General features: G+C 73.9%; 12 protein-coding genes. 5 read left to right on the forward strand and 7 right to left on the reverse strand.

Annotation, left to right across the window (positions count from 1 at the left end):
- The first annotated feature begins 434 nt into the window (after nucleotides 1–434).
- Nucleotides 435–665, forward strand: coding sequence for a hypothetical protein (locus HNR25_RS07985; protein ID WP_184634048.1), 231 nt, complete (start codon nucleotides 435–437; stop codon nucleotides 663–665).
- The gene (locus tag HNR25_RS07990) at nucleotides 662–940 is read left to right on the forward strand and encodes a hypothetical protein (protein WP_184634049.1); all 279 of its coding nucleotides are present in this window, start codon (nucleotides 662–664) and stop codon (nucleotides 938–940) included. Before HNR25_RS07985 ends, HNR25_RS07990 begins: the two co-directional genes overlap by 4 nt.
- A 217-nt stretch (nucleotides 941–1,157) precedes the next feature.
- Here HNR25_RS07990 and HNR25_RS07995 read toward each other — a convergent pair whose 3' ends face one another.
- Entirely contained in the window at nucleotides 1,158–3,383 is a 2,226-nt protein-coding gene (locus HNR25_RS07995) for a PrsW family glutamic-type intramembrane protease (protein WP_184634050.1), read from the reverse strand.
- Nucleotides 3,384–3,610: 227 nt separating this feature from the next.
- The gene (locus HNR25_RS08000; protein ID WP_184634051.1) at nucleotides 3,611–4,717 is read right to left on the reverse strand and encodes an endonuclease/exonuclease/phosphatase family protein; all 1,107 of its coding nucleotides are present in this window, start codon (nucleotides 4,715–4,717) and stop codon (nucleotides 3,611–3,613) included.
- Between the two features lie 154 nt (nucleotides 4,718–4,871).
- On the opposite strand from HNR25_RS08000, the gene HNR25_RS08005 reads away from it, so the two are divergent.
- Nucleotides 4,872–5,360 (forward strand): NUDIX hydrolase, encoded by a 489-nt coding sequence (locus tag HNR25_RS08005; protein WP_184634052.1) that lies wholly within the window; start codon nucleotides 4,872–4,874, stop codon nucleotides 5,358–5,360.
- 32 nt (nucleotides 5,361–5,392) lie between these two features.
- Here the strand turns inward: HNR25_RS08005 and HNR25_RS08010 are convergent, their stop codons facing one another.
- Both HNR25_RS08010 and HNR25_RS08015 read right to left on the reverse strand, forming a co-directional pair.
- Nucleotides 5,393–6,883 (reverse strand): NAD(P)H-hydrate dehydratase, encoded by a 1,491-nt coding sequence (locus HNR25_RS08010; protein ID WP_184634053.1) that lies wholly within the window; start codon nucleotides 6,881–6,883, stop codon nucleotides 5,393–5,395.
- 346 nt (nucleotides 6,884–7,229) lie between these two features.
- Nucleotides 7,230–7,940, reverse strand: a complete 711-nt coding sequence (locus HNR25_RS08015; RefSeq protein ID WP_184634054.1) for an alpha/beta hydrolase — start codon at nucleotides 7,938–7,940, stop codon at nucleotides 7,230–7,232.
- Nucleotides 7,941–8,335: 395 nt separating this feature from the next.
- Between HNR25_RS08015 and HNR25_RS08020 the strand changes: the two genes are divergently transcribed.
- Nucleotides 8,336–8,896 (forward strand): DUF4913 domain-containing protein, encoded by a 561-nt coding sequence (locus HNR25_RS08020; protein ID WP_184634055.1) that lies wholly within the window; start codon nucleotides 8,336–8,338, stop codon nucleotides 8,894–8,896.
- A gap of 22 nt (nucleotides 8,897–8,918) precedes the next feature.
- Here HNR25_RS08020 and coaA read toward each other — a convergent pair whose 3' ends face one another.
- Both coaA and HNR25_RS08030 read right to left on the reverse strand, forming a co-directional pair.
- Entirely contained in the window at nucleotides 8,919–9,824 is a 906-nt protein-coding gene (gene coaA / locus HNR25_RS08025; protein WP_312862719.1) for a type I pantothenate kinase, read from the reverse strand.
- A gap of 173 nt (nucleotides 9,825–9,997) precedes the next feature.
- Nucleotides 9,998–11,983, reverse strand: a complete 1,986-nt coding sequence (locus HNR25_RS08030) for a COG1361 S-layer family protein (protein WP_184634057.1) — start codon at nucleotides 11,981–11,983, stop codon at nucleotides 9,998–10,000.
- Nucleotides 11,984–12,351: 368 nt separating this feature from the next.
- Between HNR25_RS08030 and glmS the strand changes: the two genes are divergently transcribed.
- On the forward strand, nucleotides 12,352–14,202 hold the full coding sequence (gene glmS, locus HNR25_RS08035; protein WP_184634058.1) for a glutamine--fructose-6-phosphate transaminase (isomerizing): 1,851 nt from the start codon (nucleotides 12,352–12,354) through the stop codon (nucleotides 14,200–14,202).
- 117 nt (nucleotides 14,203–14,319) lie between these two features.
- Here glmS and HNR25_RS08040 read toward each other — a convergent pair whose 3' ends face one another.
- Entirely contained in the window at nucleotides 14,320–15,357 is a 1,038-nt protein-coding gene (locus tag HNR25_RS08040) for an ABC transporter substrate-binding protein (protein ID WP_312862410.1), read from the reverse strand.
- Nucleotides 15,358–15,468 lie beyond the last annotated feature (111 nt).

Raw genomic sequence — 15,468 nt, forward strand, 5'->3', positions numbered from 1 at the left:
TGCTCGATGATCGCATCCATTTGAATATGGCATTGCAAATTTCTATGGCAGCGGCCACTATGGGAGGTGCCTGAAAGCCCGCCGGACCTCCCATCCGGCCCGACCCCTATGGGGGACTCATGCGCACGATGTCCGAGAACGTCCGAGATCGTCCCGGCTGGCGCGTAGCGCCGCCGAACGGCCGACGTGGCGCGGCCCGGGTACGGCCCTACGTAGCCGGGCGGTCGGCGCCCGCCCCGGCCCGCGCCTCCGTGCACTCCGGCCTCGCCCCGGCCCGGCCGGTGCCGCCCGCCCCGATGGCGGGTGCGGTGCCGCCCGGTGGCGGGCTGGACGATGTGCGTGCCGGGCTCGCCGGTCCGGTGCGGCGCCTCCTCGACGCGCGGCCCGATCTGGGCCGTCCGGTGCCGGGCGACCTGCTCGCGGGGGTGTGACCGGTGGCGCCGGTGGAGGACGCCGAGTCCACCCGCCTGTCGCTGCGCGACACCGCGCGCATGGCCGCCGTCGCCGGGAAGCTCGACGCCGTCCGCCGTGCCGCACCCGACGATGCGCCCTGGCTGCGCACGCTGCTGAGTGAGGCGCTGGCCGACATCGACCGGGTGCGCGGCCGCAGCACCGCGGTGGCCACGGCCCGCCCGCCGATGACGGGGGAGGTGCCGCGGCAGTGAAACAGCGCCGCCCGCCGCGCATCACCGCCGACACCCGGGACCCGGTCGGCGACCTCGCCGCGTTCTACCGCGACACCTGGAACATCCGGGGCGTGCTGGTTCCCGGCGGGGACTGGCACTGGCGCCTGGCCCGCCGCCACCCGGTGCCGGACGGCGCCGGCGCCGGCCTGGTCGACGTCTGGGAGGGCTGCGCCCGCCCGGCGTGGGTGCGGGACTGGCTCGTCGACCAGGACCGGGCATGGGGCCGGTGGCGAGACGGCGGCCACGCCCCGTAGGCCACCGCGCCTCTGAGCGGGGCGCCGCGAGGCACCCGCTCAGAGGCGCCGGGCCGCCCCCGCCGCCCCCGGGCTCGCCGGTTCCCCCGGGAATTGCGGTGATCTTGTAGCTAACGTCACTGGAAATCGGTTTCTGTGACGTTAGCTACAAGATCAACGCACGAGGGGGCCGGCGCACGCCCCTCCGGCACGCACGGCCCTCCGGCACCACCCGGGGTCAGCGGCCGCGCAGCAGCCGGTCCGAGCCGCGCGGCAGCAGCAGCCCGGCCAGGCCAGCAACCGCGTAGGGCACCTGGCCCGGGGCGAGCGCGCCCAGCACCCGCCCCGCCATCCGCGACGGCTCCCGCAGGAAAGCCCCCGCGTCCGGATACGCGCGCGGCACCGACCACCCCGCCACCGGGAGTGTGACCAGCGCCGCGGCCCACACCCACACCCACGGCAGCGACGACGGCGGCAGCGCCGCGTACCAGTCGGCACACCGACGCAGCGCATCGGCGGCGTACGCCGCATGCCCGCCGCCCGCCGGCACCGCCGCCACGAAGGCCGCCGCCGATACCGCGACCACGGCCAGCACCCCCGCCGATGCGACCGGAACCGAACCCGCCGGCCCCGACGCGCCCGGAGCGCCCGGAGCGCCGAAGAACGACGCGTCCAGCTCCCGCCGGGTCGCGCGCAGGTCCGCACTCGCGGGGAACGGGCGCCACGGCCGCTCCCCCGCGCGCGCCGCCCCCATCGCGTAGGCGCGCCGCTCACGCAGGAACCGCCACGCCGCGGCGAGGACGGCGGGGCCGCGCCGGGCGGCGACCAGCATCACCGCCGCCTCGTGCAGCGTTTCGGACAGGGTCAACGCGAGCCGCAGCGGCCCCCGTGCCCACAGCAGCGCCGCGCGGCGGAACAGCGGCGCGATATCGCCGGGCACCCGTACGCCCAGCCGCACCGCCCGCCCGTAGGCCCGCCGCCGCAGCCCGCCCAGCGGAGGGTTCCCCGGCAGCGGCGGCGTCACGTCCGCGGCGCGCCGGGCGGTGCGGTAGTCCAGCAGGACCGCACCCGCCAGCAGCACCGCCAGCAGCCAGTGGTCGGCCGCCCCGCCGCCGGTGAGCCCGTGCAGCACGGCCGTGGCCGGGTGGGGCTGCAGCGGCGAGCCGAGTACGGCCTCGGCGACGGCGGCGTTGAACATCGTGTGCTGCAGCACCGCCAGGGCGAACGCGGCGACGGGCAGCAGCCACAGCCACGCGCCGAGGGTCCGCCGGCCGACGATCGCGAGCCCCAGCGCCGCCCCGACGAGGCCGGTGAGGACGCCGTGCCCGGAGAAGTGCACGCCCAACTCCGGCGCGGCGACCGCGCCGAGCGGCAGGGAGACCGTAGCGGGAGCGCCGGCGGGCAGCGCGCGCAGCAGGGTTTCGGCCGCCTGGAAACCGGCTCCCGAGGCCGCCGCGAGAAGGAGGAAGTCCACTGCGGCCAACCTGCGGAACCGGCGCCGTGCGAAGGGCAGGAGCAGCAGCAGAGGCAGCAGTTTGCCCGCCTCCTCGGTCCACGCCGCAATGTAGGTGTGGGCGACCCACGGGTCCGCCCCCGATGCGGCGGTGAGCGCGTCCTCCACCGCGCCCAGCGGCCATACCAGCAGCGCCCCCAGCAGCAGGACCCGCACCAGCGTGGCGAAGGCGACGGTACGCGAGCGCGACAACCACGCAAGCTGCACCACGAGCCAGAGCATGCCCGCAGCCGCGGGCAGGGCGGCGGCCGTCGCGGGGACGACGAAGGGCACCGCGAGCAGCACCGCCAGCATCGCCCACGCCCAACCGCCGCGCAGGGCGCGCAGCGCCGCGGCGGTACCCGGTGCCCGCTCGCGCACCGAGCGCGCGCGCACCGACAGGCGCTCGGCCGCATCGGGTCCCGGTACGCGCGGACCGCGCGGACCGCCCGAACCGCGGGCGTGCCGGGCGCCGCGCTCCAGGCAGCCGTAAGCCTGGGCGGCGCGCATCGGCTCCGGGTCGCCGCTCGCGCGCGCCTCGTCGGCGAACGCGGTGCGGGCCGCCTCCAGGTCGGCGCCCACCAGCGGCCGCAGGAAGTCCGGAGGTCCGGCCGCGACGGTCAGTGTCGTCGCGGTGACCAGCACGGCCGCCGAGAAGTCCTCCACCGCCACCAGCAGGTCGGTGGGCTCGTCGCCCCAGGCCCGGATGACGTGCACGACGCTGCCGGCGTCGGCGGCCACCTCGGTCACCGGTTCATAGGCGAACTCCGCGCGAGTGCGGCACACCAGCAGCCGCTCGACGCCCAGCGCGCGCCCCGCCGCGACGACGCGCCCGATCAGCGCCGTGTCGCGGGGTGCCGTGAAGGGGACGACGATCTTGGCGTCCTCGTCGATCCACCCCTGGCCGAACTCGGTCGCGTTGGCGCACAGCCGCAGCACGAGATCGCGGGTGATCATGGCCTGCTCGTCCATACGCCCCCTACGGCGGTATCCCGGCCGGTCAGGACACCGGACCCGGTATGTCGCGAGGATCCGCCTCCGCCGCACGCGTCGGTGGTCGGCGGCCGCCTAGGCTATCGCGGACCCGCACCTCCCGTATCCCCGGATCCGCCGCAGCACGGGAAACCCCGCACCTCGCGGGAGCACCCGGGCCCGACCGCCGGTTCCGCGCGCACGACCGCGGCGAACCGCCGACGGAACTACTCCTGCGGCAGCGCCAGTTCGGCCAGGACGGCGCGGTGGTCGGTATCGGGGACGGTGTGCACCGACGTGCGGTGCACACCGGCACGCCGGTCGACCAGGATGTGGTCGATCACGGCTCCGGGCAGCGGGCCGCCGGCCGGCCAGGTGGAGCTCCAGCCGGCTCCCGTGGCGGCGGCCGCGTCGACGTAGCCGGTGTCCAGCAGGGATCGGAACTCTGCGTGGTCGAGCGTCGCGTTGAAGTCGCCGGCGAGCACGCGGACCCGGCCGTTTGGGCGGGCGTCGGGCAGGTCGCGCAGCGACCCCCGCCACCGCGGGACGGCCGCCCCGTCGCTCGGCGGCATCGCGTGCGTCGAGACCACCTCGATGGGCGCCGCGCCCGGCACCCGCACGCGGGCGCGGGGCATGGCGAAGTACGCGGCGGGCTCGCTACCGCCCACCTCCTCGACCGGGTACGCGGAGTAGACCGCTCCCCCGACCGGCCCCGTTCCGGCGTCGGTGACGTCGTAGGGCAGGAGAGCGCGCAGGCCGGAACGGGTGAGGGCGTCGTCGGCCTGGGGTGTCAGCTCTTGCAGGCTGAGCACGTCCACCCGGTGCTCGCGCACCAGCCGCACCAGCGCGTCCGGGTCGGCCAGACCGAAGTAGACGTTGGCCGACAGCACCGTCAGCCGCGGCCCGCCCGCCGCCGGCGCCGGCCCCGGCAGGCCGCGCGCAACGACGCAGCACAGCAGGACCGCGGCCGCGGCGGCCGCGGCCAGCGCGATCCAGCCGCGCCGCGCGAGCAGCGCCGCGGCGACGGGCACCGCTGAGGTCGCCGCTGCGTAGGGCGTGAACGCGATCAGCGCCACAGCGGGGAAACCGGACTCGATCCCGGTGAGCCGGACAAAGGCCCACACACCCCACGGCAGGGCCGACACCGCGACCAGGGCGGTGACCCACCTCCGGCGCCGGCCGCCGGAACCCGCCGGGGAACCGGACGCCCGGGGCGCCGGGCGCATCCAAGCGGGCCGGTGCAGCCTGCCGCCGTCGGACCGCGGACCGGCGGAAGCGGGTACGGCGACCTTCGTTCGAGCCACGGCTGCCCCCGTCTCGTGCGTCAGGCTCATCGCCTAGTGTTCACGTGTACCACCACTGCCTCCCGTGGGACCAGGGACGGGCGCGGCCGCTTCCGGCTACCCGCGTCCGCCTCCGGCGCAGCCGCCGCATACGCCCCGATCGGACCGGCCGTGGCCGCGAACCGCGCGAAACGGGGGAGCATCCGTGCCGGAGGGAATCAGCGTGGCGCCGGAGATCCGGTTCCCGGACACGGCGGACGGCGCCCGCCGGGTGGCCGGCGCCGTCATCACCGACGGCCGGGGGCGGGTGTTCGTGCAGCGCCGCTCACCGGACCGGCGGCTGTTCCCCGGCTGCTGGGACCTCGTCGGCGGCCATGTCGAGCCCGGAGAGTCGATGCCCGGGGCGCTGGCCCGCGAGATCGCCGAGGAGACCGGATGGCGGCTGACCGCCGTCGTCGCCGAACTCGACCACCTGGTGTGGACGCCCGACGACGGCGTGCGGCGGCACGAGTCCGACTACCTCGTGCGGGTGGCCGGAGACCTGTCCGCGCCGCGCCTGGAACCCGGCAAGCACACGGAGTTCCGCTGGGTCGGCGAGCAGGACCTGGGGCTGCTGCACGACAGCGGGAACCCCGAGGACACCTTCGTCGCCGACATGGCCGCCCGCGGGCTGGCCCGCGCGGCGTCGCTGTAGCCGGGCGAGGGCCGCCGGCCCGGAAACGCCGTTCAGACGATCTCGGCCAGGGCGGCGGGCAGGGCGCCGAAGAGGTCCGAGGCCGAGATCGCGGCGCCGTCGTGGGCAAGGCGCGCAGCGAGCCCGTGCACGTAGGCGCCGGCCGCAGCGGCCTCGCGCGGCGCCAGGCCGGCGGCCAGGAGCGCGCCGACGACACCCGCCAGCACGTCGCCGGTGCCGGCGGTGGCCAGCACGGGGCTCCCGGTGGGGTTGGCGACGGCGGGGCGGCCCGGCTCGGCGACGATCGTGGTCGACCCCTTCAGCAGGACCGTGCAGCCGTACTCGTCGGCGGCGCGGGCCGCGGCGGAGAGCCGGCCGCCTTCGACGTCGGCGCGTTCGGTGCCCGGCAGCAGCCGCGCCAGCTCGCCGGCGTGCGGCGTCAGCAGCGTGTGCGCGGAACGCTCGCGCACCAGCTCGGGCTTCTTCGACACGGCGGTGATCGCGTCGGCGTCGGCGAGCACCGGTTGCCGGGTGGCCAGCACGGCTTCCAGCTCCGCCTGCGCCATCGGGTGCAGTCCGCGGCCCGGGCCGACGACCCACGCGGACACCCGGCGGGGCAGCGACGCGAGCGGGTCCATCGGGTCGAGGGTGGAGGCCACGGTTTCGGGCCAGCGGTTGAGCACCTCGGTGACGGCGCCCTCGGCTCCGACGTAGCGGACCATCCCCACTCCGGTGCGCATCGCGCCGCCCACGGCCAGCACCGCGGCGCCCCGGTAGCGGTCCGACCCCACGGCCATGCCGAGCACACCGCGCCGGTACTTGTCGGATTCGCCGGTGGGGCGCGGCAGCAGGCGGGCGGTGTCCGCGGTCTGCAAGCTCTCCAGGCTCGGACCCGGCAGTTCGGGGCCGAGGCCGATGTCGACGAGCTCCACCACGCCGGCGCATCCGGCGCCCGGGTCGACGAACAGGCCGGGCTTGTGGGTGCCGAATGCGACGGTGACGTCGGCGCGAACGGCGGGACCGTCCACGGCACCGGTGTCGGCGTCGACGCCGCTGGGCAGGTCGACCGCGACCGTCGGCGCTTGGGCGGCACCGGCCAGCGCGGCGACGGCGGCGTGGGGCTCGCGCAGGCCGCCGCTGCCGCCGATACCGACGAGGCCGTCGACGAGCAGGTCGGCCGCGGAGATCTCGGCCGCCGCTTCGGAGCCGCCGATGCCGCCGCTGTCGCGGGGCGCCGCCACGGAGCGGCCGCCGGCGGCCCGCAGGGCGGCCGATCCGCCTTCGTGCACGCGCGATCCGACCACCACCGCGCGCACCGAGGCGCCGCGGCGGGCCAGCAGCGCCCCCGCATACAGCGCGTCGCCGCCGTTGTCGCCGCTTCCCACCAGCAGCACCACCCGCGCGCCGTAGGTGCGCCGCAGCACCCGCGAGCACACGGCCGCGAGTCCCGCCGCGGCCCGCTGCATGAGCGCCCCTTCGGGCAACCGGGCCATCACCGCGTTTTCGGCCTTGCGCACCGTCGCCACCGCGTGTGCGTTGCGCACCGGGGCCTCCTCGTCGGTCGTCGCGTCGTCGCCGGCTCCCGCGCCGGAATCGGCGCTACCGCGAGCATGCCGCACCCGGCGCCGCACGCGACACCCGGCCCGCCGCGCCGCACACCGACGGGCGGGGTCACATGCCGTCGATCTCCGCGAGGTCGATGTCGAAGGGGACCGCGCCCATGTCACGGCCTCCGGCAGTCGGATCGCCGCCGTCGCGCGGAGCAGCCATCGCGCCTCCCCGTCGCAGCGGGTTTCGCGCCGTGCGCGACGCTCATCGGTACGCCGGACCCTACCCGGGGCCGTCCGGGGGAATCCGGCAGTGCCACCGACCGTGTTCGTCGACCGCCCGCTATCCCGCGATGATGCCGGCGACCTCCTCCGGCGCCGACACGTGCGGGCAGTGCCCGGCGTCGACCTCCACCGCCTTGACGCCGAGCCGGACTTCCGCGGTCGCGCGCATCCAGTGCGGGCGCAGGGTGCGGTCGCGCATCGGCAGCAGGTAGGTCGATTCGGCCGATTCGGGCAGCGGGCGCGGCTTCTGCGCGAAGACGCGGGCGGGCTGGAAAAGGCGGACGCTCTCCAAGCCCCAGCGCAGTGTCGCCAGGTCGCCGTCGTGAAAGAGGAAGTAGCCCGCCGTTACCGGGTCCTCGGTCGGCGGTGCGGCCAGCTGCGTCCACTCGGTGTTGAACATCTGCGCGGCCGACACCTGCATCTCGTCGAGGAGGCTGCGCCCGCCGACGGTGTCCGGCACGAAGGCCGCCAGCCACACCACGCGGCTCGCCTCCAGGCGCGCGGCGACCGCCGCCGCGAGGGCGCCCGCGCCGGAGTGCACCACCACGGCCGGACCGTCCGCGCCGCCGTCGCCGCCGTCCGGGCCCTCCGCAGTGGCGGCCGCCACCTGTCCGGCGACGAGGTCCGCGTACTCCTCGGCGTCCAGGTCGGCTCCGCCCGCCAGCAGGTCGACCGGGACGGCGCGGTGCCCGCGCGCGTCCAGCGCCGCTGCGAGGCGATCCCAGCCCCGGGGCGACTGGGTGGTTCCGTGCACGAGGACATAGTCCATGGTCGTTCCTTCGTGAATCGCAGCCTGCCGTCCCGGGGCCTCCGCGCTCCCCCGGAAACCGCGCCGGATAGGCCCGTCGCGCCGAACCTACGACCGATGATCATGCCGGGGGAACCGCCCCGCCAGGATCGATCCCGCCGAATCACGCAACGGGCCCTGCTCCGCGGGGCGTAGGGACCCCCGCGCACGCCGCGCTTCCCCGCCGAACCTCCCGCGGGCCGCCGGCGCCCGGCCGGACCGGCGGGCGCCCCGTGTGGCATACGGTCTGGAAGAGCCCTCATCACCGCACCGGGTGCCCGCACGGGCGGCATCCGGGTGTCGGCGACCGACCCACGTGTGACCACTCGACCGGGACGGCGTTCCCGGACACGCCCAGCAGCCCCGGGACTTGCCGCATGACCTCCACAGACGACCGCATCGCCACCGAAAGCGGGCCGACCCAGGACGGACTGTTCGAGCGCGTGGCGCACTTGCAGAACGCCATGCACCGGCTCGGCGCGGACGTCATCCGGTTGCAGACGCAGCTCACCGAGATCGCCGCGGGCCCGGACCCCGCCCCCGAACAGGAGGAGGCCGCCCCGGCCACTCCGTTCATCTTCAACATGTCGCGCGAGGACTACAAGGGCGAGCTCGCGGACCTGGTCACCTGGGTGAACGAGTTCCTCGTCCCGGTGTACGTGGGCGCGGGCGAGGACCTGAAGGGCGACGCGGACGGACGCGCCGCGTGGTGCCCGGTGTGGTGGGAGCACCACGAAGCGGTCGGCCGGCTGCACGCGCTGCGGCTGGCCTACCGGGAGCTGTCCGACACCGCGGTGTCGGGCCCGTCGGGACCGGCCGTGTGGCACCGCGAGCACCTCGATCCGGCGCTGGAGCGGCTGCGTTCGCCCCGCGGCCCCTTCGCCGCCTGCTCGGCGACGAAGGGCCACCGCAGAAGCGCCCGGTCCGAGCCGACCTGAGCCGGGCCCGGCGGTACCGGGCTCAGGTCTTGCGCAGCCGCACGCGGCGGATGGTGTGGTCGGCGCCCTTGTGCAGCACCAGCGTCGCCCGCCCGCGCGTAGGCAGGATGTTCTCCACGAGGTTGACCTCGTTGATGGTGCGCCACACGTTCGTGGCGAACTCGACGGCCTGCTCCTCGTCCATCTCGCTGGCCATCGCGTGGAAGTAGGAGCGGGGGTCGGAGAACGCGGTGCGCCGCAGCTCCTGGAAGCGGTCCAGGTACCACGAGCGGATGTGCTCGGGCTTGGCGTCCACGTAGATGGAGAAGTCGAAGAAGTCGGCCACCGCCAGCCGCCCCGGCAGCGGCGGCTGGAGCACGTTGATGCCTTCGACGATGAGGATGTCGGGCCGCTGCACGGTCTGCGTCTGCCCGGGGACGAGGTCGTAGTGCAGGTGCGAGTAGACCGGGATGTCCATCCGCGGCGCGCCGGCCTTCATCTCCGAAACGAACCGCACGAGCGCGCGCCGGTCGTAGCTTTCGGGGAAGCCCTTGCGGTTCATGATCCCGCGCTCCTGCAGGACCGCGTTGGAGTTCAGGAAGTTGTCGGTGCTGACCAGCTCCACGTGGGGGTGGTCGGGCCACTGGGCCAGCAGGGTGCGCAGCAGGCGGGCGGTCGTGGACTTGCCCACGGCGACGCTGCCGGCCACGCCGATGACGAACGGCATGGGCTGGTCGCCTTCGCCGAGGAAGTCGCGCACCGCCGCGTGCCGCTGCCGCGTCGCGCTGACGTACAGGTTCAGCAGCCGCGAAAGCGGCAGGTAGATGTCACGGACCTCGTCCAGCGACGTGGGGTCGGTCGTTCCCCGAAGAGCTTCGAGGTCGTCCTCGGTCAGCGGGAGCGGTGTCGTGTCTCGCAGCGCCGCCCACGCCGGCCGGTCGAGTTCCACATACGGCGTTGAAAAGCCGTTCTTCGTCGAAGCCACGGCAGCACACACTAGAGGAGACCTTCCGCCCGGACGCGCGCTCCCCCTGGAGAACGCGTCGAATCCCCGCGGTGCAGGGCCCGATGGTGGTGCGGGATGCCGTTTCCCCGCACCACCACCGGACGATCGCGGGGCCGCTACTCCCCGCTGGTCGCGGCGCGGTCCCTGCCGACCCGCCGCAGGGCGAGTCCGGAACCGGCGGCCAGGAGCCCGACCGCGCCGAGCGCAGCGGCGCCGGCACCGGTCACGGGCAACGTCGCACCGGCGTCGCCGCCGTCGTCGTAGCCGTCCGCGGGCCCACCCGTAGGTTCATCCGTCGGTCCGCCCGTGGGATCGGGGGTCGGGCCATCGGTCGGGCTCGGGTCCGGATCCGGGCTCGGAGACGGACTGCCCGTCGGGTCCGGCGTAGGCGTGGGATCCGGCGTAGGCGTCGGGTCCGGCGGAAGCGTGGGATCCGGCGGAAGCGTCGGGTCCGGCGGAAGCGTCGGGTCCGGCGGAAGCGTGGGATCCGGCGGAAGCGTCGGGTCCGGCGGAAGCGTCGGATCCGGGCCCTCGACCTCGGTCTTCACGCACGCGGCGTTGTTCTCCACCGTCGTCTCCGATATCGACGTGTGCGCCTCCGCACAGTTGTTGACGATCGTTCCCGGAGGCTCGTCGGCGTCGACGTGCAGCACGACGGCGAGGTCGACGGAGTCACCCGGTCCGAGGGTGCCGAGCGAGCACTCCAGCGACGATTCGACGACGTCGCACGCGTCGGGACGTGCCTCGACCGTGACGTGATCCGTGTCGATCGTGTCCTCGACCTGAACGTTCTCGGCGGCCACGTCGCCGTTGTTGGCGACCGTGACGGTGTAGGTGATGGTGCCGTCCGGATTCACCGTCGCCGGTCCCGCCTTCTCGACGGCCACGTCGGCCTTCCCGTCGGCGGTCGGTCCGACGACGGCGGTGTCGCACGACTGGTTGTTGCCGGTCTCGGTCTCCCGCGATCCGGTGTAGACCGTGGCGCAGTTGACGATCTCGGTTCCCTCGGCGACGTCGGAACCGACCGTGACGGTCACCTCCAGTTCGACCGTCTCATCCGGTTGCAGCGTGCCCAGGTCGCAGCTGACGGTGAGACCGCTGGGCGGGCACTGCTCGGGCAGTCCGTCCCCGTCGATCGCCGTGAGATTGCCGTCGGTCGGATCCTGCACGAACACGTCGACGGCCTCCGACGGGCCGTTGTTGGTGACGACGATCGTGTAGGTGATGGTGCCGTCGGGATTCACCGTCGCCGGGTCGCCGGTCTTGGTGATCTCCACGTCGGTCATGGTCTGCGTCTGCGCGTTGTTCGGCGTCTTGGCACCTTGGGCGTTCGAGGCGTCGACCGCGGCCGTGTTGGTGATGTTCGTGCCGTCGGAGACCCCGGGATCGACCCGCACGGTGACCTCGTAGGTCGCTGAACTTCCGGGCGCGATCGTCGTGCCGTCCCCGCCGCAGGTCACCACCTGCCCCGAAGCGGTGCAGTCCGGTGCGGAGACGAACGCGACGTCGCCGTCCAGCGTGTCGGTCACCGTGACGTCCTCGGCCGCCTCGTCGCCGCTGTTGGTGACCGTGATCGTGTAGGTCGCTTCGCCGCCGATGATCATCGGGTCCGGCGCGACGCTCTTGGAGATGCCCAGGACGGTGGCCTGCTGCCGCTCGCGCTCCGCGGCGGGGCCGGGCGACGGTTCCGCCCGCTGCGGAGCGCCGCGCGCAGGGCCCGGCTCCTCGTGCCGGTCCGGCGCGTCCGGCGCCGCGCCGGAGGCCGGCGATGCGTCTCCCGAGGCGCCCGCGCCGGGCTCCTCCACCGCGCCCGAGGGCGCTGCCTGCTCCTCATCCGGCGGCTCGGTACCCGGGGGCGCGTCCTGCGCATCGGGCGCCTCCGGCGCGCCCCGCTCCGGCAGGGCGGAGGCGCCGCCCTCGGCGGCGCTCGGACCGCCGGCGGAGTCCGGGGCCGCAGCCGGTTCAGCGGAGGCCTCGGATACAGCCGGAGCGCTTGGCGGCTGCTCCGCTGCCGCGGCACCGCTCAACGGCCATCCGGCCAGGATCAGGGCGGCGGCCGTCCGGGCTGCGCGTCCTCGCCCCCGCTGTGCTCCATTGGGCATGGCCTGCTCCGTCGCATCCGGCTGCATCGACGGGACCGATACTGGCGCCTGCCGCTCCGCCCGGCGCGTGCGGACACGGCGGCGAAACACCCCGATGGGGAAAGCTTTGTCCGCCGCTTATCCGCCGGCCGCCCCGCGCGGCGGGAGGGGCGCGGGACGGCCGGTGCGTCCGGCATCGGACATGTGCGGAAATTCTTCTGGGGCCTACCGGACGCTCCGCCGGCGGCCCGCGGGGTGCAGACAGGCCCTCTGACGTGCGCGGTCTTATCGAGGTCACCAAATGGTCTATACCCTTACCTGCGTAAACGCCTATTGGTATGGCGCGTGGATGGTCGGTCTCGGGCGACTCATCGCTTACGCTGGCCCTCATGTGCGGAATCGTTGGCTACGTCGGGCCGCAACCGGCGCTTGAGGTGGTGCGCGACGGCCTCCAGAGGTTGGAGTACCGCGGGTACGACTCCGCGGGAGTCGCCGTCGTGACCGAGGGCCGGTTGGAGACCGAGAAGCGCGCCGGCAAGCTCACCAACCTGGAAGAGGCCCTGGCCGAGACTCCGCGTTCGGCCGACGGCATCGGCATCGGGCACACCCGCTGGGCCACCCACGGCGCGCCCAACGACGTCAACGCCCACCCCCACGTCGACAACGACAACCGGGTGGCGGTCATCCACAACGGCATCATCGAGAATTTCGCCGCGCTGCGCCTGGAACTGGAGGAGCGCGACTGCAAGTTCACCTCCGAAACCGACACCGAGGTGGTCGCCCACCTGCTCGGCGAAGAGGTCAAGGAGCACGACGAGGACCTGGCCGCGGCCATGCGCGCGGTCTGCCGCCGACTGGACGGGACCTTCACGCTGGTGGCGACGTATGCGGGCGACCCCGACACGGTGGTCGCGGCCCGCCGCAACTCGCCGCTGGTCGTGGGCCGCGGCGACGGAGAGAACTTCCTCGCCAGCGACGTGGCCGCCTTCATCGCCCACACCCGCCACGCCGTAGAGCTGGGCCAGGACCAGGTGGTGGAGCTGCGCCGCGATTCGGTGAACGTCACCGACTACGACGGGAACCCCGCCCCGGTGCGCGAATACCACGTCGACTGGGACGCCTCGGCCGCCGAGAAGGGCGGCTACGACTACTTCATGCTCAAGGAGATCGTCGAGCAGCCGCAGGCCGTGGCCGATACGCTCCTGGGCCGTGTCGGGGTCGACGGGACGCTCACGCTCGACGAGATGCGACTGGCGCCCTCCGAACTGCGCGAGATCGAGAAGATCGTCATCATCGCCTGCGGCACCTCCTACCACGCGGGGCTGATCGCCAAGTACGCGATCGAGCACTGGTGCCGCGTCCCCTGCGAAGTCGAGGTCGCCAGCGAGTTCCGCTACCGCGACCCCATCCTCAACCGCCAGACCATGGTCATCGCGATCTCGCAGTCGGGCGAGAGCATGGACACCCTGATGGCGGTGCGCTACGCCCGCGAGCAGCGCGCACGCGTACTGGCCATCTGCAACGTCAACGGCTCCACGATCCCGCGCGAGTCCGACGGCGTGCTCTACACCCACGCCGGTCCCGAGGTGGGCGTCGCGGCCACCAAGACGTTCCTCACCCAGCTGGTGGCCTGCTACCTGATCGGGCTCTATCTCGCCCAGGTGCGCAACACCAAGTTCGGCGACGAGGTCAACGCCGTCATCGGGCAGCTGGCCCGCATGCCCGAACAGGTCCAGGAGGTGCTGGGCACGGTGGGGCCGGTGCGCGAACTCGCCCGTTCGCTGTCCGGCTCCGGGACCGTGCTCTTCCTCGGCCGCCACGTGGGCTACCCCGTGGCGCTGGAGGGTGCGCTCAAGCTCAAGGAGCTGGCCTACATGCACGCCGAAGCCTTCGCGGCCGGCGAGCTCAAGCACGGTCCGATCGCGCTGATCGAGGACGGCCTGCCGGTGGTCGTGGTGGTGCCCTCCCGCGAGGGGCGCGGGGTGCTGCACGACAAGATCGTCTCCAACATCCAGGAGATCCGCGCCCGCGGCGCCCGCACCATCGTCATCGCCGAAGAGGGGGACGAGACGGTGCGGCCCTACGCCGACGAGCTGATCGGCATCCCGTCGGTGCCGACCCTGCTGCAGCCGATCATCGCGTCGATCCCGATGCAGGTGTTCGCCTGCGAGCTGGCGCTGGCCAAGGGCAACGACGTGGACCGGCCGCGCAACCTCGCCAAGAGCGTGACAGTCGAGTAGGCCGACCGGGCCGTTCCCGCACACGCGGGCCTTCCCGGTCCGGTCCGCGGCCCTTGAGGCGTCGCGGACCGGACCGGGAAGGCCGTCGGCGCTGCGGCCCCGGCTTGCGGTGCCCGTCTACCGCGGCGCCTCGACTCCGAAAACCCCGGCGATGTCGTCGAGCATGGTGTGGGCGCCCTGCAGGCTCACCGAGGACAGCCACACGTCGTCGGCGACGGTGTGCTTCTCGCCCTCCAACTGGTCCCACAGCGGATTCCCGGTGAACCGCTCGGCCTTCTCCGCGGACTCTCCGGTGCCGTCGTCCCACGTGGAGACCATGATGTGGTCGGCGTCCAGGTCCAGAATCCGCTCCGGGCTCAGGTTGGCGGCGATGCCGCCCTCCTCGGGCATGGGCGCGTCGTCGGGCCGCGGCAGGCCCACGTCCTGCTGGACGATGCCGGGGAAGGAGTCCGGTCCGTACAGGCGCACCGTCGGCTCGCCGGCGAATCGGGCCAGCGTCATGGTCGGCGCCTGCCCGCCGTTCTCCTCGGCGACGGCCGCACCCAGGTCCGCGGCGCGCTCCTCGAAGTCGGCGATCTGGCTTCGGGCGGTGTCCCGCTTGCCCGCGGCCTCGCCGACCAGGAGGTGGTTCTGCTTCCAGGTGGCGCCGGTGGTCTCGGAGAACACCGTCGGAGCGATCTCGGCGAGCTGGTCGTAGACCTCTTCGTGGCGGACCTTCGCCGAGAGGATCAGGTCGGGCTGCAGCTCGGCGATCTTGGCGAGGTCGGGCGATTCCAGCGTCCCCACGGTCTCGGCGTCGCCGGCGTAGGTGCCGCCCTGCTCGCCGAGGTAGTCGCGCAGGCCCTCGCCGTCGGAGTAGGCGGTGCGGCCGATCACGTCCATCTCCAGCCCGATCGCGGAGTCGAGATAGCTGGTGTCGAGCACGACGACGGACTCGGGCGCGGACTCGATCGTCGTCTCGCCCATGGCGTGCTCGACGGTGGCCGGAAAGCCGCCGGAGCCGCCGGAATCTCCGGAGGCGTCGTCGGCTCCGCCGGTGTCCGTGCCGCAGGCGGTGAGCAGAGCCACCACGGCGGCCGCGGATGCGGTGGCGAGCGTCCGCGCGGGGGTGCGCAGACGGGCGGTAGGCGCCATCAGGGTCCCTTTGCTGTTCACGATAGATTAGGTTCGTCTTGCCTAACGCACGACTATGTCGTGAAACTGGGAGTATGCGAGTTTTGCGATGGTTTGTCCAGGGGTTACCGGTGCACCGACCGAAGAGAGGGA

It is taken from the genome of Streptomonospora salina (assembly GCF_014204715.1).
Lineage (GTDB): Bacteria > Actinomycetota > Actinomycetes > Streptosporangiales > Streptosporangiaceae > Streptomonospora > Streptomonospora salina.